Here is a 17,009-nt window from a genome sequence, read left to right on the forward strand (position 1 = left end):
GAAGAGGATTTTCATGCGGCTGGCACCGGCCCTCCCCCCAGGCAAATGCGGACCTCGCCCGCCCTGCGGTATCCCGCCCGGGTCGTCCCGGGCCCCCTGCGCTCTCGCTCCCGCCGGGTACACCGGCCGAGTCTCCCGGATCGGAGGCATTCGCGTCTGGCCCCAGGACCGCAAGGCGTGAACGAAGCCTAAAACACAACCTGACTTCGGACATAAAATTTCCCCGCATCACCCCCACGCGAAAAAAATGGCGTACACCAGCCCCTTAGGCACGCCGTAACTGCATTTTTCGCGCGACGCCACTCTTGATGTGCTAGTATATATCCATATATTCGGTGTGAAATGCATCAGGCAAAAACAGTGGATGGACACGCGGCCCCGCACGGGGGCCGTCGAAGAGAGTGAGGCGACCATGAACACGATCCTGAAAACCCTCAGCCGGCCCGTTGTGGCCGGACTTGGAGCTGTTGCGCTCTATGCCGCAACGCTGATGTTCCCCTCACACGCCAGCGCCGCCGACGCCCCGTGGACCAACACCTTCAACATGGGCACCATCTCGGCGACCTCCTCGACGTTCAACAAATGGGATCCGAAAGCCGGAGGATCCTTCGGGGCCTCATTCGTGTTCAAGAACAACGAGATCGGAGTTCTCAACGCGTCGGGCCTCGGTCAGGCCGGTTACATGAACTACACCCGCAAAAGCCCGGAACGCTACAGCTACTCGAACGCAAACCTGTTCCAGAACAACTATACCTTCGCCCTCGACAAGGCGTCCTCCTTTGCCCTGAACATTGGTCTGGGGATCGACACCGCAGTGATCGCTGCGTTTGAGGGGCCGCTCGCCATCTCGCTTTCCAGCAAGACCGGCTACACTTGGAATGGAACCATCACCGGGGCAAGCTGGGAGAAGATCTGGGGCAACCTGGAGGCGGGGGACTACACGCTGTCCATTTCCGGCAAATACGGTGCGGACGGCCGCGGAGCGGAGAGCTTCATCCAGGGATACAGCGCCACCTTCCTTGCGGGCGAGGCCCAGCCCGGCGATGTCCCGCTGCCTGCTGCCCTGGTTCTTCTTGGAACCGCGCTGGCCGGCGCCGGCGTCTACGGGCGCAGAAAAGCCACGGCTGCCCGGGCCGCCTGACGGCACGGAAGCGGGCTCACCCCCAAAAGACAGACGAAGCCCGGTGAAAGCCGGGCTTTTTTTGTGGCACCACCACGGACGCGATCACGTGTCCCCACGGCAGCGCCATCCCGTGTCCCCACGGCAGCGCCAGAGTGCCCGGTGTTGAATGCGCGGGGCAGCACCGGGGTGGAGCCTCTCCCCAATCAGAAAGACCGCCCCGGCCGGCAAAAGACCCCGACCGGATCCCACACCGGAAACGGCATCCCACCCGGCCACACCCGGGCGCACAAAAAAGGGGGGGGCGCCCTCAGGCACCCCCCGGATGATCATCGCAGCCGCACCGCCGCGCCTGCGCCTGTGCCCTCGTCGGCCGCACAGGCGCGCCGTCCCGGGACCTCAGCGCACCGTTCGCGGCGTCTCCCGTTTCCCGAGCTTGACCAGACAGCGGTCAAGCCACTGCCGGGTGAGCTTCTCGGGCAGGCTGTTTTGTCCGAGCCGCTCCGCCAGAGCCGTGAAATCCACCGCATCCAGCGGCTGGTCCTGGTTGAAGCAGGTGAAGACGATGCGCACCTCGCCCGTGGCCGGATCGCGCTGCGGCTGGAGACACTGCCCGCAGATTTCCTTCATCATGCACTGCATGGGTGAGTTGATCGAGCCAAGGGCATGATGGCTGGCCTTCAGATAGGGCTTGAGGATGCTGTGACGCGCCGCCCCGACGGCGGACATCATCCGGTCCGAGCCGATGACCAGCATCCGGTCCACCGAGGGAAGGGGAAGGGAGGCCTCCCCGATTTCCCCGGCACCGTAGGCCCTCAGGGCCTCGACGATGTTGCCCACAAACGACAGGTCCCGGGGGCGGGAGGGCGTGAAGCCCGGGGCCTCGTCACAGCACCACACGACCACGTCAGCGGCTGCGTGGATATCGTCCACCCGGTAGCGGTCGTTCAGGCCCTTGTAGCCCGCGAAATAGAGCACCTTGTTGCCCCGGTCCCGCAGGGCCCGGCCGATGGAGAACAGCACCGCGTTCCCCAGTCCGCCGCCCACCAGAAGGACAGTCTCCTCCGAGGGCAGGAAGGTCGGCGCCCCCGTCGGCCCCATCACCACCACCGGATCTCCGGGCTTCAGGTGGGCCACCAGATCGGAGGAGCCTCCCATCTCCAGGACGATCATGGACAGAAGCCCCCGCTCCCGGTCTACGGAGGCACCGGTGAGCGCCACCCCCTCCATGGCCAGGGTGGTGTTGTCCACACTCGTGGAGAAGCGCTCGAAGTTCTGAAGGCGGAAGAACTGTCCCGGCTCGAAGCGGCGGGCCTGGGCGGGGGCATGGACGGTCAACTGGACAATGTTGTCCGTAAACCGCCGGACCTCGTGCACCCGGGCGCGGAACTCCTCGTTCACAATCCGGATGAGATCGCCCCCCCTGCCCTTTGGTTCCGGAAGTTTTTCCAGCATTCTGCTGATCACCGGATAGCCGCGCTGGGCCGAGGACATGGCCGAGACCACGTTCCCCGCGAACGACGGGTGCTGGTCACCGAAAAAGCTCACAGCCGTGCCGTCGGCATTCACCCGCAAAAGGACGTCCGCTCGGTCCGGCTTCGTGGAGTGTTCGGGGGACACCGGGTTGCCATCCATGTCGACGGCCTGGAAGTACTTCCCGTCCAGGGGGATGCGGGCCGTCTCGTCCTCCCGGCCCAGAACCGTGTTGGGCACCGTGCCGGCGGCGATAATCACGGTGCGCACCGGCACCACCAGACACTTTTCCGGACGGCCCTGCACCGCCTTGTTCTGGGTCAGGTGAAGGGCGGCCGCGTGGCCAAATTCGTCGAGCTCGATCTTGGCCGGGGACAGGGTCTCACAGAACGTGATCCCCTCCTCGAAGGCCTTGATCACCTCCTCGTAGTTGTTGCGGTAGGCGGGCGAGTCCACCAGACGGCGGCGATAGAAGATGGCGGCCCCGCCCCAGGCCTTGAGCATCTCGCGCAGGCGCGGCGCCCGCCCCTGCCGGCGCGCAATGGCACGCTCGCGGCGGATCGCGCGACCATGGACCAGGAACTCCTCGGCGACCTCGCGCTCCTCGGCGCTCCAGCCCGCCCGGACGGCGGCCTCGCCCCGCTCGCTCACAAGCTGTTCATAACGCGAGAGGAACTTCTCCACCTGGACCGGGTAGTAGGCCAGGGCCTCGGTGCAGGCATCAATGGCGGTGAGCCCGCCGCCGATCACGGCCACCGGCAGGCGAACCTGAAGGTTGGCGATGGAATCGCTGCGGGAGGCCCCGGTCAGTTGCAGGCCCATCAGGAAGTCGCTGGCCTGCCGGACGCCCCGGGCCAGACCGTTTTCCATGGGCACGATGGTCGGACGCCCCGCGCCCAGGCACAGGGCCACATGGTCGAAGCCCATGGAGAAGGCCTCGTCCAGGGTGAGGGTGCCGCCCATACGAACGCCACCCAGCATGGAAAAGCGCGCCCGGCGCTCCAGCAGAAGGCGGATGACGGTCAGGTAGTTCTTGTCCCAGCGCACCGTGATGCCGTATTCGGCCACGCCGCCGAAACCGCCCATGACCCGGCTTCCCAGGGGCTCGTAGAGGTCGCGCCAGTCCCGGATGGGGGAGAACGGAACGCGGGTACCGTCCGCTTTCACACCGGACAGGGCCGGGTCCAGGGGCTCGATCTTCAGGCCGTCGATCCCCACGACCGTGTGCCCCTCGTTCAGAAGATGGTGGGCCAGGGTGTACCCGGCCGGGCCGAGACCCGCCACCAGGACCGCCCGCCCCGTATCCGGGCGCGGCAGCGGACGGCTGACGTTCAGGGGGTTCCAGCGGGTCAGGAGGCTGTAGATCTCGAAGCCCCAGGGAAGGTCAAGAACATCCTTCAGCGTGCGGGTCTCGATCTGGGGGATGTTGACGGGCTCGCGGGACTGGTTCTGGTAGATGCACGAGACCATGCAGTCATTGCAGATCCGGTGCCCGGTCCCCGCCACCATGGGGTTGGCCACGGTGGCCGCCGCCAGAGCCGCAATGGACATGCCCCGGCTCTTGAGCTCGTTCATCTCGGAGATGTGCTCCTCAAGGGGACAGCCCAGCATCTCGCGGCCCAGAGGATTGACCCGGATCTCGCCAGTCTTGCGGTCCTGCAGACCCTTCTTGCAGGAATCCGCCCCCGTGCGATAACAGAAAATGCACATGTTGGCCGCGTCAAGCGCGTGGGGAAGGTCGAAACCGCTGTCGGTCAGGTCGAAGCCGTCCCGCTCGCGCAGGTGGGTCGGGGGACAGCCCGTGTGCACCACGCCGTCATCGGTCTCGCGGACGGTCTCAACCAGGTTGTCGTAGTCCAGCTTCTCCGGCAGGCGGAACAGGACGCCATGCCCGAAACGGGCCTGACCGGCCGGGGTCTCGGCGGCCCAGGCGGCAAAGTGGGTGGCAAGCTCCAGAGCCTCGGCGTGGCTGGCCTCATCCTCCATCCACCGGACAACCGCCCGGGCGAAGGCCATCTCGTCGTCCAGATCCGCACCGATCAGGGGCGAGAGCGCAATTTCCAGAGCCTCCGGATCTTCCAACTGGGCTTCCGCCTCGCGAATCTTCTTTACGGCGATCCTCTGGACGAACTTCCGCTTGCACGTGTAGAGAGCATCAAGATCCTGATGCGCCCTGAGGGAGCGACCCACCTCCCTCTCGATCCCGAAGAGTGCGGCCAGGAAGCTCTCGAGGTGGGGACCGGCCTCGAGCATCAGGTCCGACAGCTTGCGGGGCTCGAGGGAGGCCGGATTGGCCCGCACCGCCCGATAGTGGAGGCCCAGGTCCCGATCCTGCCGCGACAGGTGGTCGCAGAACGCGGCATCAAGCCGGGCAAGCCCTTCATCACAATAGAGGTCGGCAAAAGTAAACCCAAGGCCAAGCGGCACGGCATCAGCGCCGGGCACCGGATTGTTTTCGGACGTCATGGGGCCTCCTCACGGTCTCACTGCGTGCGCCGCCGGTCCCGGGTTTCAGGCCGGCAGGTCAGCGCCTGTCTGCGCGGCGGGCCCGCCCCCTGCTGTGGAAGGGACGTTTTCCCGGGGCCTGCGGTCCGGTCGCGCGGCGTCCCGTTCGGACGCGGGAGTCAGGATAGCCGGTCCCGGCCGAAAACTCGAGTCAGGAAGGGAAAAACCGGAAAATATTTAATCTTTAATACAATGTGTTATCCGATTAGGTGGATTTAGTATTGTTTGATTGAATATACCACCGGACCGGGCACGACAGCCACGGACAACAGGGGGACGGGCGCGGGGACAGCCGCCGCGTCCTGCGCCCGCCCGTCAGGGGCCGCGCGTCCACGTCTGCGCTCCCGAACGCAACACCCGCCCGTTAAGACTCATATTCCAGAAATAAAGTACAGCAGCCAGCCCGCAGATCCGCCCTTTCCGCAGACCGGGCCCCTGTTCCGAAGACAGTGGCCGTTTTGGCGGGCGGCAGCCCTCCTTTTCCGGAGGCACCGGTCCGGGCCCCGACCGGTCACAACACCTGTCGTGGCGGGTCACATGCTCCGCTGGGGGACGCGGCCCCAACCGGGCCGGGGGCCGCACCGGGCGGCCACAAAAAAGCCCCGGGATGTGCTCTCCCGGGGCCCGGAGGAACGGCGCGACCGCAGCCCGCCCTTCCCCAATACGATTACGCTCAGGCAGAGCGACGGATCACGCCTTCGGAGCCGGGGCGCCCTCCACCTCCCCGGACACGCCAGCCTCCTCGAAGGTGGCCATGTTGGCGTGACAGAAGCACGCGGCTCGCAGCAGGGGCACGGCCATGACGGCCCCGGTGGCCTCGCCCAGGGCCATTCCCAGACGCAAGAGGGGCTCGAACCCCATGGCGGCGGCCAGAGCCCCGTGCCCGGGTTCCCGTGACAGGTGTCCGAGGACGCAATGGTCCAGAGCCCCCGGCTCCACCGCCTGAAGGCACGCGACCGCCGCACAGGTGGTAAACCCGTCCAGAACCACCGGAACGCCGGCAAGACGGGCTGCCACCGTCGCGCCCGCCATGGCGGCCAGTTCCCGCCCGCCCAGACAGCGAAGGATGTCGAGACCGCTGGCCATCGACGGACGGTGAAGGGCCACCGCCTCACTCACCAGGCGCGCCTTGTTGGCCAGGGCCTCGCCGCGCACGCCGCTGCCCGGACCGGTCCAGTCCGTTGCCTCGCCCCCGAAAAGGGCCAGCGCCAGGGCCGCGGCACAGGTTGTGTTGCCGATACCCGTTTCCCCGATACACAGAAGGTCGGCCCCCTCCAGATCGACGGACAGGCCCACATTCAGGGCCCGGACGAACTCCTCCGGGCTCATGGCCGGTTCCCGGTGGAACGGGCGGGTCGGCGTGTCCAGCTCGATGGGAGTGACCCGAAGCCGGGCCCCGCAGGACCGGGCCAGCTGGTTTATGGCCGCGCCCTCCATCTCGTAGCTTGCGGCCATCTGGGCGGTGACCTCGGGCGGATAGGCCGAGACCCCATACTCCGCGATCCCGTGGGCCCCTATAAAGACGTCCACGAACACCGTCTCGACCTTGGGGGGGTGTCTGTGCTGCCACGCGGCGAGAGTGGCTACCAGGGGTTCCAGGACACCCATGGAGCCACGGGGCTTTATCAGGCAGGGCTCCCGCTCGGATGCCGCCGCCCGCGCCGCCTCGTCGGGGCCGGGAAGGGAGTGAAGAAGGGCCTCGAATTCGGCGACTGAGGCCACGGAACGTCGGGCAGATGCAAGGCTGGGCGACATGGGAGGATTGTCTCCGGAGGTTGAGGCATTGGACAGGGCCCCGTTGCCGGAGAAAGGCGCTGGGGCGCGCGGCACGCCCGTCAGGCGGCCCTGCCCAGAGCTAAGGCCTCTGCCCGCCCGACACAAGAAAAATTCGCCCGCCGGGAGAGAGTTCTTGACAGCGGGCAGAAATCCGTTACGGGTTGGGTTTCGAGGAAGAACGCTCGGCCGGAATGATGGGGCACCGTGTGTTGAACGAACAGAAGCAAGCCGAAACCACAGACACCAGCGGCAGATCACAGTCCTCTGAGAAGGCATCGCGCCTCAGCGAACTGGCCTGCGCCATCGGGTTCCTGACCCGCCTTCCCCCGGCGCTGAGGGCTGGCCACCCGCCCCTGGCCCGATGCGTCTGGGCGTTTCCCGTCGCCGGGGCTCTGGTGGGGGGGATTGGCGCGCTGGTCGCCCTTGCGGGCGTGCTTCTGGGCCTTCCCGCGCTTGCTACGGGTTTTCTTGCGGTCGGAAGCATGATCATCGCAACCGGCGCCCTGCACGAGGACGGCCTGTCCGACACCGCCGACGGAATGGGCGCCTTTACCCGGGAGCGCGCCCTTGAGATCATGCGGGACTCCCGGATCGGAACCTACGGGGCGCTGACCCTGATTGTGATGACGGGTCTGCGGGCCTCTGCCATCTCCGGCATTGTCAGTGTGTCCGGCGCGCCCGAAGCCGGCCGGCTGATTGCGATCGCCGGGGCCCTGGTGGCGGCCGCCGCTCTGGGCCGTGCGTCCTGCGGGCTGGTTCTGGCGTCCCTGGATCCGGCACGCAAGGATGGCCTGGGCGCCCAGTGCGGACGTCCGGGACCGGCCGCTCTGGCCGTTGCGTTCGGTTTTTCCGCCGCGCTTGCCTTTGTGTTCCTGCCGGTCGGGGTTGCCCTGTGCGGGATCCTGGCGGGGCTTGTGCCGGTTCTCTGGCTGATCCGCAGCGCCCGGCGGCGTCTGGGCGGACAGACGGGGGACATCGTCGGAGCCGCCTCGGTTCTCTGTGAGACCACCGCGCTGCTTGCGTTCGCCGCCCTGCTCTGAATGGAGGCGTCCCATGACACCTGGACGTTTGAAATATGTGGCCAATGCCGCACGGAAAAGCAGCCTCCCGGCCTTTCCGTTCCATCCGGCACCGGGCGTGGGACAGACGCCGGCCGAGGGGCGCCACGCCCACAACGACAGCCGCAGCACATCCATGTCCCGTGACCGGGTTCTCAGCCCGGGGACCGTCCGCTGGTGGTGGATCCGCCATGCACCCGTTCCGGCCACCCCGGGGCTGATCCTGGGGCAGATGGACCTGCCGTGCGACACCTCGGATCTCGACATGATGATCCTCCTGGCCGAACGGCTTCCGGTCGCCCCCACGGTTCTTCTCAGCCCCCTTCTTCGGGCGCGCCAGACCCTTCAGGCCCTCGAGAACGCCGGCGCGGTGTTCCATAATGCCCACGAGGAACCCGCCCTCCTCGAGCAGAATTTCGGCACCTGGGAGGGGCGGACCTGGAACGACCTGACCGCCGGCGACCACCCGGACGACACGGAAGGCGCATTTTTCTGGAAAGACCCGGCCACCGGCATTCCTCCGGGGGGCGAGAGCTTCGAGACCCTGGTCCGGCGGGTGGACACGGGCATCCGCCACTGGACCGACATCGTGGGAACCGGAGACATCGTTGCCGTCGCCCATGCGGGATCCATCCGCGCGGCGATGGCCGTTGCCCTTGACCTGGATCCTGCCGTCGCCCTGAGACTGGAGGTGGCACCCCTGTCCCTCACCTGTCTCCAGCACCACGCGGGCGCCGGATGGAGCGTCCAGAGCATGAACGAGGTTCCGCCGTGAGTCGTTTCACCGGCCCCATGGGCGCATCCCCGGAGGCTCTGGAAGCCGGAAACGCACGCCTGACCCTGGTCCTGGGAGGGGCCCGTTCGGGCAAAAGCGCCCTTGCGGAACGCCTGTGCCGTGCCCTCGGCGGGAGCCCGCTCTATCTCGCCACCGCCCCCCTTCCCGAGGCCGGAAGCGACAGCGAGATGACAGCCCGCATCGCGGCCCACCGGGAACAGCGCGCCGCCGGGAACTGGGAGACCGTCGAGGCCGGGCGCGCGCTGCCGGACGCCCTGCTGGAGCACGCCACAAACCCCGAGCGCCCGGTCCTGGTGGACTGCGTGGTGCTCTGGCTGGGAACCCTGATGATGGATGCGTTCATGAATGCGCCCGGTGACGAGTTCGAGAAGGCCCGCCAGTCAACCGCCATCGAGGCCTCCGCCCGGGAGGCGTTGGTTGCGGCCCTTGATCAGGCCCGGGCGCCGGTGTTCCTGGTCTCGGGCGAGGTGGGCTTGGGGGTGGTTCCGCCCACACCCCTGGGCCGGGCGTTCCAGGATGTTCTTGGACGCATGAACCAGGCCCTTGCCGCACGAGCGGACCGGGTTTTGCTGACCGTGGCAGGAATTCCTGTTGTCCTGAAGGACGTCCCCTGACGCCCCCAGAAACGGCTACTGTAGCGTCGGCCGCCACCGGGGCCGCAGGCGGGGCGGCAGGCAGGGCGGACTCCTCACACGGAAACGCCTGAGCGTTCCGGGCGACGGGACGGGACGTTTCGGCGGGCCCACCTTTTCCCTCCGCAAAGCACACCAGCGCCAGCTCCTGCTCCGAAGTCGGGCCGAAGCGCCCCCGGGCACGGGAGCGGGAACGCCGATGACCTGCAAAAAACAGCTGCTGGCGGGGAAGCCGGTGCTTCTGGACCACGCGCCGGGGAGGGTCAGCGGCCCCTTAAGATGATCAGCCGGGATCCCGGTGAGGGTGCCTCACACGCCAGGCCAAGGCTGCCCTCCGCCCGCGGTCGCGCCCGGGGGATCATGAGCGGCCCCGGCCCGGACAGGTCGGGACGTCCCCGACGGGCACCGCCCCCCCGCATTCGGGCCCCGAACAGGGATCCCCGGCTCCTTTGTGCGGCGCATGGACAGGCCGCGCTGACAGGGCGCACGGACAAAAAAACCCGCACCGCGAAAAGGCGGGACGGGGTCTGGAAACACGGCTGATTGTGAGAACCCCGTGCGGCCGGCCCTCACACAGCAGGTGAAGGCCGCGGGCGAACGCACGGAAACTAGAGAATTCTCTTGCGACGGGCCAGGGCGAGGGCGTCGGTCCGGCTCTGGGCTCCGAGAACCTTGAAGAGGCGCCCGATATGCATCTTGATGGTGGCCTCCGACAGGTTCATCTCCTCGGCGATGCGCCGGTTCGACAGACCGGAGTTGATATGCTCGAGCACCTCCCTCTGGCGGGGTGTGAGGGAGAAGGGATCCTCCTCGACGTCCCCGTCCCCATCCTCGTACTCGAACCGGCGGGCGACCCGCGCGCCCTCCTGGGTCGCCGCGGCCAGCGAGCGCTGCAAGGACCGCGGCGCAATGGTGAATCCGCCTACAAGAACAAGGCGAAGGGCACTTTCCAGAACGTCCCCCTCAAGACTTTTGGGGATGAAGGCCACGGCCCCGAGCTCGATGGCGGAACTGATGATCCGGGGCTCCTCGCGGCCGGACATGACCACCGCATCCGGTGGGTTGTCCTGACTGCGCAGCGTGACGAGAGCCTCTTTCCAGTCCACCGAGTCGGGGATCATGATATCCAGAAACACCACATCAAACTCGCTCCCCCCCTCGACCATGCGCAGGGCCCGGCTGAACGTGCTGGCCTCCACGATCTCGATTGTGGGGTCGATGGCGCTGATCTGGAAGCGCAACCCGTTCCGGAAGAGTTCATGATCATCAACAATAAGAAGACGCATGGTCGGTAAACCTCTGCCGCAGTTTTTCCGAGAAAGCGCGCGGCCCGAAACCCGGCCGCGAACGCTGCTTGCTGCTCGACTTCTGAGACACCTGCAGAAACCATCCCAAAAGAGGTAACCTCTCTACCGGGTAGCAATCAGACTAGCATATTCTTAAGCATAGAGGAAGCGGCGATCCTGGGAAGATATCCTTCTCCGTGCATCCCGGACCCCATGCCACGGGAGCGTCCGGCGCGGAAGGGAGAAGAGGGGTTCCCGCCCCCGTCCGTTCTTGCTAAACGCCTTCAGTTAAGGCATCCTTTAGGGAATTCTATATCCGTTTTGAGGTTCCGCCTCCCTTGAGGAACCTTGCCCGGGCGCCGCTCAGGTGGGACACAATGACGCGAAACGCATCTTCCGAGGCCATAGCCGAACTGCTGACCCAGATAGGTCGGCTGACGCACAGCCGGGGCTTCACCGGCGGCCTCAACCCGGCCCAATGGATGGCCTTGCGGTACTTTTCGCAGGCGAACGAGAACGTTGCCACGGTCATGAAGTTCGCCGACCACTACGGCACATCCCGGGGCACGGCCTCCCAGTCCATCTCCGCACTGGTCCGCAAGGGGTACCTCACCCGGGCGCCCAGCAAGTCCAAGAAAAGCTCCCATGTCCTTCTGCTGACGGAAGCCGGACTGGCCCTGATCGCGGACGACCCGATCCAGGGGCTGATCGGAGGGATCGACACCCTTGTGGCGGAGCAGCGGTCGGTCCTTACAGAGGCTCTGGAGAAACTGATCCTCTACCTGTACACCCGCCCGGCCCCGGATCTTCCCGATCCCCGGTTTTCCCCGCCCCATCCGACAGACCCGCACGCCGGAGAAATCCGGCCCTGACCTTGTGACGCACCCGCAGTCCCCGTCCCTCCTCTCCCGGCGGGGCCAGATCCCACCACCAGGTTTTGCAGGCCTCCAGTTCGGGACAGACTCCGTAGACCAGATCATAGCGTTCGCACGCCCCTCCCGTCCGGGTCTCCTCCCTTTCCACATCTCCCAGAAAGAACACATCCCCTCTGGCGCCCTCCAGAGCGTGCAGGTGCGCGGCCACCAGGCGTTCGCAGAAGACTCCGATCTTTGCATCGGCGTGTCCCGCCCGCTCCAGATGGAGGCGGGGCAGGACCGGAAGCTGGGACAGGACGTTGGCGGAAATCACGAGGTCTGCGGCCAGGGCCTCGGGCGGCAGGGGCGCAGGACAGGGAACCGGGGGAATAGCCCCGGGGGCAGCGGCAATCGCCCTCAGAACGCCCGTGAGGTCCGCCTCCACAAGGCGGACAGACCCGGCCGCCCGGGCACGCTTCCGAACCGCGCGGGGGAACACGGCATCCACCAGGATGATGGTGCCGAAGGCGCGGGCCAGCGTTTCCAGGGGAATCTCCAGAAGCAGGCCCGAGCCCAGAACGGCCATAGAACCGCGCCCGGGTACGTGGGACAGGGCCGAAAGGATGGCCGTGTGCGCGGCCTCCCGGTGGGGGGCCCAGGCCCGGCGCAAACGGCGCGCCCGGCTCTCGAACGCCACCATTTCCCGCACCAGCCCAAGCTTCCGGGCGACCGGGTCCGCGGGCATGAGCAGGGCGCGCAGGGCTTCGGCAATCATCCGGGCGGGGCCTATTCCGTATGGATGGGACTGTCGTCCTTCAGGCGCTCGATCATGTCGAGAATGAACACGTTGAGGAACCGCACGTTCATGTCGTACGCCTGCCGCAGATAGAACGCATCACAGTTCGGAGCGCAGGCCAAAGGCTTCGTCTGGACTCCGACATAGACCGGAAGCAGCTCGGCGTTGACCCGCTCGAGGGCCGCGGACAGGGACCCGCCCCGCCCCCGGCCAAAGGCATCCGACGGATAGAACGTCTGGGAAATCTCGCCGGCCAGGCCGACAAGGCAGGCGATATCCTTCTGAAGGGCCTTCAGCACGGCAGCCTGGTCCCCGGCCTCATCCAGAATCCCGGCGGTGTTGCAGGCTTCCAGACGATCCGGAACAGAATCAAGCAGGGCGAACGCCTCGGCCGACGGAGGCTCGGCCGCCCACGCGGCCGCGCTTGCCACAGGCTGGGCGCACGCGAGCGCAATGACCACCACAAAAGCGCGAAGCATCAAATGAGCCTCCACCATCAAAGTCCCGGAGATAACGTTGAAAAGCCTGCCAGCTGCCCCTGTCTCCCCGGATCTTGGGGGTTCTAGCGGCGGCCGAACAGGCGCTCGATATCGGCCAACTTTAGCGTAATATGGGTGGGTCTGCCATGGTTACATTGCCCGGCCCGGGGGGTCTGCTCCATCTGGCGCAGGAGGGCATTCATTTCCTCGAGACGCAGGCGCCGGCCGGCCCGAACCGACCCGTGGCAGGCCATGGTCGCAAAGATATGGCCGATGCGGTCCTCCAGAACCGTCGCCGTCCCCCACTCCAGAAGAGACTCGGCCAGGTCCCGCACCAGCCCGCGCACGTCCGTGTCCCCCAGAAGGGCGGGGATTTCCCGGACCACAACGGCCCCGGGGCCAAACCCCTCGAGCACAAGGCCCAGGGTTTCCAGCTCCGCGGCGGCGTTCAGAAGGGCATCCTTCTCACGCAGGCCCAGTTCCACGACCTCGGGCAGAAGCAGGCCCTGGCGGGCAACGGCACCGGCGGCCCGCTGGTCCTTCATGCGCTCCATGACGATGCGCTCGTGGGCGGCGTGCTGGTCAACGACCACAAGCCCGCCCGAACTCTGGGCAAGGATGTAGGTGTTGTGGACCTGCCCGACCGCGTAGCCCAGGGGATGATCCTCGTCGGGTACCCCCTGCGCAGCCGTGGACGCGGCCTCAAAGGGATCGGCAGGGGCGCCCGGCGCCCGTGAGAACGGAGACTCGCCCGGGGCCGGAGCATTCCAGCCCTCCGACACTCCGAAGGATCCGGTCTCGTAGGCAAAGCGCAATCGCTCCTGGGTGGGCGGGAGTTGAAACGAATGGGGCCGCGAGCCGGGCCGCCAGGGCAGCCCCCCCGGCTGACCGGGGACGCCGCTGCCTCCCGGAGCGCGAACGTCCGGCCCGGCGTCCCCGCCACCAGAGCCGAGATAGCCGGTGGTCACGGTGGAGCTGGCCCGCTCCCGCGCCTCCGCGAGCGCATGACGCAGTGCGGAGACAATAAGCGAGCGGACCCGGGCGGAATCCCGGAACCGCACCTCGGTTTTGGCCGGGTGCACATTGACGTCCACCTCTTCCGGGGGCAGGCGAAGATACAGGACCACCACCGCGTGACGGTCGTGGGCCAGAACATCGCTGTAGGCCGCCCGCACGGCCCCGTACAGAAGCCGGTCGCGCACGGGACGTCCGTTCACAAACAGGTACTGCGCGGCACTGGTGGCGCGGTTGCAGGTGGGGAGCCCGGCAATGCCGGACAGGTGATAGCCCTCGCGCTCCACATCGAGGGTGACCGAATTCTCGGCCACGTCCCGCCCCAGGACAGCCCCGACCCGCTGGCGGGACAGCTCGGCCGGATCCAGGAGATCATCCGACGACGCAGCAAGAACCCGGAAAATCTCGCGCCCCGAGTCCGAGAGGCGAAACGAAATTCCCGGATGGGCCAGAGCCAGCCGCTGGAGCACGTCCACCGCGTGGCCCTGCTCGGTCCGGATGGATTTCAGAAACTTGAGCCGGGCGGGAGTGGCGAAAAACAGGTCCCGGACATCCACCCGGGTTCCGGCCGGATGGCTGGCGGGCTCCGGCTCGCCCCGGTGTCCGCCGTCCACGCTCAAAGACCAGGCGCTGTCCGAGCCCCGGGGCCGGCTGGTCAGGGTCAGCCGGGCCACGGAGCCGATGGAGGGCAGAGCCTCCCCCCGGAAGCCCAGGGTCCGGATATCGACAAGGTCATCCTCCGGCAGCTTGGAGGTCGCATGGCGCTCCACGGCGAGCAGCATGTCGTCGGGAGACATGCCGCAGCCGTCGTCGACCACCACCAGGCGCGCCCGTCCGCCCTCCCCCAGCATGATCTCGATCGAGGTGGCGCCGGCATCGATGGCGTTTTCCACCAGTTCCTTGAGAACGGAGGCAGGACGCTCGACGACCTCGCCCGCAGCGATGCGGTTGACCAGGGTTGAGGGAAGGCGGCGGATGCTCACAGGGCTAGTCCTCACTCCAGAGACGGAAGAACTCGATCAGGCCGTTGGTGGACGCGTCGTGCGCCAGGGCGCCCCGCTTCTTCTCCAGCTCGGGCAGGACGACGGCCGCCAGGCGCTTGCCCAGCTCCACCCCGAACTGATCATAGGCATTCAGGTTCCACAAGGTAGCCTGGACATGAATCCGGTGCTCGTAAAGGGCAATGATGCGGCCCAGAGTCTCGGGGTCCAGAACACGAAACAGCATGGTATTCGACGGACGGTTCCCTGGGAAGACCACATGGGGCAGCAGAGTGTCCAGGGCCTCGCCTTTCAGGCCGCTGTCCGCAAGACCGGCCCAGGCCTCGTCCTCGGTGCGACCGGTCATGAGCGCCTCGGACTGGGCGAACATGTTGGCAAGCAAGATCGCCTGATGACGCCCGACCGGATAGTGGGAGCGGACCGGCGCCAGAAAATCGCAGGGGATCAGGTGCGTGCCCTGGTGGATCATCTGGTAGAACGAGTGCTGTCCGTTGGTCCCGGGCTCGCCGAACAGAACGGCACCGGTGGGGTAGTCCACCGTCTCGCCGGACAGGGTTGTGCGCTTGCCCGTGCTCTCCATGTCCGCCTGCTGGAGATAGGCGGGAAGGCGTGCAAGGCTCTGGTCATAGGGCAGGACCGCCGTGGCCCGCGCCCCAAGGAACTGGATGTTCCAAAAGCCGATCAGACCGGCCAGAACCGGAATGTTCTGCTCCAGGGGAGCGGTGCGGAAGTGGACGTCCATCTCGTGGGCGCCCGCCAGAAGGCGGGTGAAGGTGTCCCAGCCCACCGCCAGCGCAATGGACAGGCCAATCGCGGACCACAGGGAGTAGCGCCCCCCCACCCAGTCCCAGAACTCAAACATGACCTCGGGATCAATGCCAAACTCGGTCACGGCCTCCAGGTTGGTGGACAGAGCTACGAAGTGGTTGGAGACGGCCCGGCGCCCCAGAGCCTTCACCAGCCAGTCCCGGGCGGTGTGGGCGTTGGCCAGGGTCTCCTGGGTCGTGAAGGTCTTGGAGGCCACAAGAAACAGGGTGTTGTCCGGGGTCAGCTGGGCCAGAACCCGGGAAATGTCTGTGCCGTCCACGTTCGAGACAAAATGGACCCGCAGATCCCGGACCCGGTAGGGCTCGAGGGCGTCCACCACCATGCGGGGGCCCAGGTCCGAGCCGCCGATCCCGATGTTGACCACATCGGTGATGCGTCCGCCGGAGGCCCCGAGCCAGTCGCCGGAATGCACCGCCTCCACAAAGCCGGCCATGCGCGCCTGGACCTCGCGGATCTCGGGTTTCACATCCTTTCCATCCACCAGGACCGGATCCGGGGTCGGATCGCGAAGGGCCGTGTGCAAAACGGCCCGGTTTTCCGTGGTGTTGATCTTCTCGCCCCGGAACATGGCGTCGCGCCGCTTCTCCACCCCCGCTTCCCGGGCCAGGCTCATGAGAGCTTCCAGAACCGCGGGCGTCACCAGGTTCTTGGAGTAGTCGAACACGAAATCCCCAAGTCGCTCGTGCATCCGCTCGAACCGCCGGGGGTCACTGCGAAACAGATCCCGCATGGTGACGCCCCGCAAGTCCCCCGCAAGAGTTTCCAAAGTGCGCCACGCCTTCAATGTCCTCAACGTTGTCATTCGAAACCCTCTCATTGCCTGACAGACCCCGGGCTCCGACGGGAGCAGGGCCGATGCGGTGTTTTCATGCCCTGCGGTGCGGGTCCGCTTGCCGGGTTCGGACCGGCAGCACCCGGGAGGCGACCCAGGGAGACGGTGCGACCGCCCCCGGGCCCGCGCCAAAAACCGGGGCGCAGGCGGGCGCGGCAGCCCCCGTCGCGGTCACCGGAACGCGCCGGCGCCGGGAGGCCCAACCGCCGAGCATGAAAACTCGCACGATTCTAGATCATATCCAAAGCGAATGTGAATTGTTTCGAAGCGAAACACCGTGCCGACCCGCAGGCCCGGCCTCCGAAGAGGGGCAGAGCCCGCGCGAGGCCGACGCGCGCCCGGCACGGGTCGAAAGAAACCGCCCGCACGATACCGGCGCGAGCATGCACCGCGGTAAAGGGAACGGACTCGGGGAAGATCCGGGTGCGGATCCGGAAGGCGGAGTGTTGCTCTTCCGGGCCATGCCCCATGTCACCGGGAGGGGCCGGGGTGTTCCGGGCTCCCGCTGTCGGAAAGCACCCCCGTTCAGACCAAGGCCACCCCCACCTCGCGGCTCCGG

Annotated in this window: 11 protein-coding genes; 5 read left to right on the plus strand and 6 right to left on the minus strand. The window is 66.9% G+C overall.

All coding sequences use genetic code 11. The features are described from left to right. The first annotated feature begins 412 nt into the window (after positions 1 to 412). Positions 413 to 1,141, plus strand: a complete 729-nt coding sequence (locus tag IHV25_RS08555) for a VPLPA-CTERM sorting domain-containing protein (protein WP_192534701.1) — start codon at positions 413 to 415, stop codon at positions 1,139 to 1,141. A 378-nt stretch (positions 1,142 to 1,519) separates the two neighbouring features. Here IHV25_RS08555 and IHV25_RS08560 read toward each other — a convergent pair whose 3' ends face one another. Both IHV25_RS08560 and cobT read right to left on the minus strand, forming a co-directional pair. After that, positions 1,520 to 5,059 carry a pyridine nucleotide-disulfide oxidoreductase gene (locus IHV25_RS08560; protein WP_192534702.1) on the minus strand — a complete coding sequence of 1,180 codons (3,540 nt, stop codon included), beginning with the start codon at positions 5,057 to 5,059 and terminating at the stop codon, positions 1,520 to 1,522. A 729-nt stretch (positions 5,060 to 5,788) separates the two neighbouring features. After that, positions 5,789 to 6,853 carry a nicotinate-nucleotide--dimethylbenzimidazole phosphoribosyltransferase gene (gene cobT / locus IHV25_RS08565; protein ID WP_192534703.1) on the minus strand — a complete coding sequence of 355 codons (1,065 nt, stop codon included), beginning with the start codon at positions 6,851 to 6,853 and terminating at the stop codon, positions 5,789 to 5,791. Between the two features lie 230 nt (positions 6,854 to 7,083). Here cobT and IHV25_RS08570 point away from each other — a divergent pair, with 230 nt between their 5' ends. From IHV25_RS08570 to cobU, 3 genes are read left to right on the plus strand one after another with little or no spacing between them, the layout of a single operon-like run. Next, positions 7,084 to 7,914, plus strand: a complete 831-nt coding sequence (locus IHV25_RS08570; RefSeq protein ID WP_197975010.1) for an adenosylcobinamide-GDP ribazoletransferase — start codon at positions 7,084 to 7,086, stop codon at positions 7,912 to 7,914. A gap of 13 nt (positions 7,915 to 7,927) precedes the next feature. Beyond that, positions 7,928 to 8,707: a histidine phosphatase family protein gene (locus IHV25_RS08575; RefSeq protein WP_242018887.1), complete on the plus strand. Its 780-nt coding sequence runs from the start codon at positions 7,928 to 7,930 to the stop codon at positions 8,705 to 8,707. Then, positions 8,704 to 9,342: a bifunctional adenosylcobinamide kinase/adenosylcobinamide-phosphate guanylyltransferase gene (gene cobU, locus IHV25_RS08580; protein WP_338048614.1), complete on the plus strand. Its 639-nt coding sequence runs from the start codon at positions 8,704 to 8,706 to the stop codon at positions 9,340 to 9,342. The genes IHV25_RS08575 and cobU overlap by 4 nt, the downstream gene beginning before the upstream one ends. Positions 9,343 to 9,968: 626 nt before the next feature. Here cobU and IHV25_RS08585 read toward each other — a convergent pair. Next, positions 9,969 to 10,646: a LuxR C-terminal-related transcriptional regulator gene (locus IHV25_RS08585; protein ID WP_192534704.1), complete on the minus strand. Its 678-nt coding sequence runs from the start codon at positions 10,644 to 10,646 to the stop codon at positions 9,969 to 9,971. Positions 10,647 to 11,023: 377 nt separating this feature from the next. Between IHV25_RS08585 and IHV25_RS10480 the strand changes: the two genes are divergently transcribed. Then, a complete protein-coding gene (locus IHV25_RS10480) occupies positions 11,024 to 11,518 on the plus strand; it encodes a MarR family winged helix-turn-helix transcriptional regulator (RefSeq protein WP_242018888.1) in 495 nt (164 codons plus the stop codon). 768 nt (positions 11,519 to 12,286) lie between these two features. Here IHV25_RS10480 and IHV25_RS08595 read toward each other — a convergent pair. From IHV25_RS08595 to pgi, 3 genes are all read right to left on the minus strand, one after another. Continuing rightward, positions 12,287 to 12,775, minus strand: coding sequence for a hypothetical protein (locus IHV25_RS08595; RefSeq protein ID WP_192534706.1), 489 nt, complete (start codon positions 12,773 to 12,775; stop codon positions 12,287 to 12,289). 83 nt (positions 12,776 to 12,858) lie between these two features. Then, positions 12,859 to 14,772 carry a DNA mismatch repair endonuclease MutL gene (gene mutL, locus IHV25_RS08600; protein ID WP_192534707.1) on the minus strand — a complete coding sequence of 638 codons (1,914 nt, stop codon included), beginning with the start codon at positions 14,770 to 14,772 and terminating at the stop codon, positions 12,859 to 12,861. A gap of 4 nt (positions 14,773 to 14,776) precedes the next feature. Next, entirely contained in the window at positions 14,777 to 16,420 is a 1,644-nt protein-coding gene (gene pgi / locus IHV25_RS08605) for a glucose-6-phosphate isomerase (RefSeq protein WP_192534708.1), read from the minus strand. Positions 16,421 to 17,009 lie beyond the last annotated feature (589 nt).

This window comes from Phaeovibrio sulfidiphilus, from assembly GCF_014861485.1.
Lineage (GTDB): Bacteria > Pseudomonadota > Alphaproteobacteria > Rhodospirillales > Rhodospirillaceae > Phaeovibrio > Phaeovibrio sulfidiphilus.

Excerpts from the sequence above, each read along its gene's own strand:
- IHV25_RS08555 (WP_192534701.1), top strand. The coding sequence starts at position 413 with ATGAACACGATCCTGAAAACCCTCAGCCGGCCCGTTGTGGCCGGACTT.
- IHV25_RS08560 (WP_192534702.1), bottom strand. The coding sequence starts at position 5,059 with ATGACGTCCGAAAACAATCCGGTGCCCGGCGCTGATGCCGTGCCGCTT.
- cobT (WP_192534703.1), bottom strand. The coding sequence starts at position 6,853 with ATGTCGCCCAGCCTTGCATCTGCCCGACGTTCCGTGGCCTCAGTCGCC.
- IHV25_RS08575 (WP_242018887.1), top strand. The coding sequence starts at position 7,928 with ATGACACCTGGACGTTTGAAATATGTGGCCAATGCCGCACGGAAAAGC.
- IHV25_RS08585 (WP_192534704.1), bottom strand. The coding sequence starts at position 10,646 with ATGCGTCTTCTTATTGTTGATGATCATGAACTCTTCCGGAACGGGTTG.
- IHV25_RS10480 (WP_242018888.1), top strand. The coding sequence starts at position 11,024 with ATGACGCGAAACGCATCTTCCGAGGCCATAGCCGAACTGCTGACCCAG.
- IHV25_RS08595 (WP_192534706.1), bottom strand. The coding sequence starts at position 12,775 with ATGCTTCGCGCTTTTGTGGTGGTCATTGCGCTCGCGTGCGCCCAGCCT.
- pgi (WP_192534708.1), bottom strand. The coding sequence starts at position 16,420 with ATGACAACGTTGAGGACATTGAAGGCGTGGCGCACTTTGGAAACTCTT.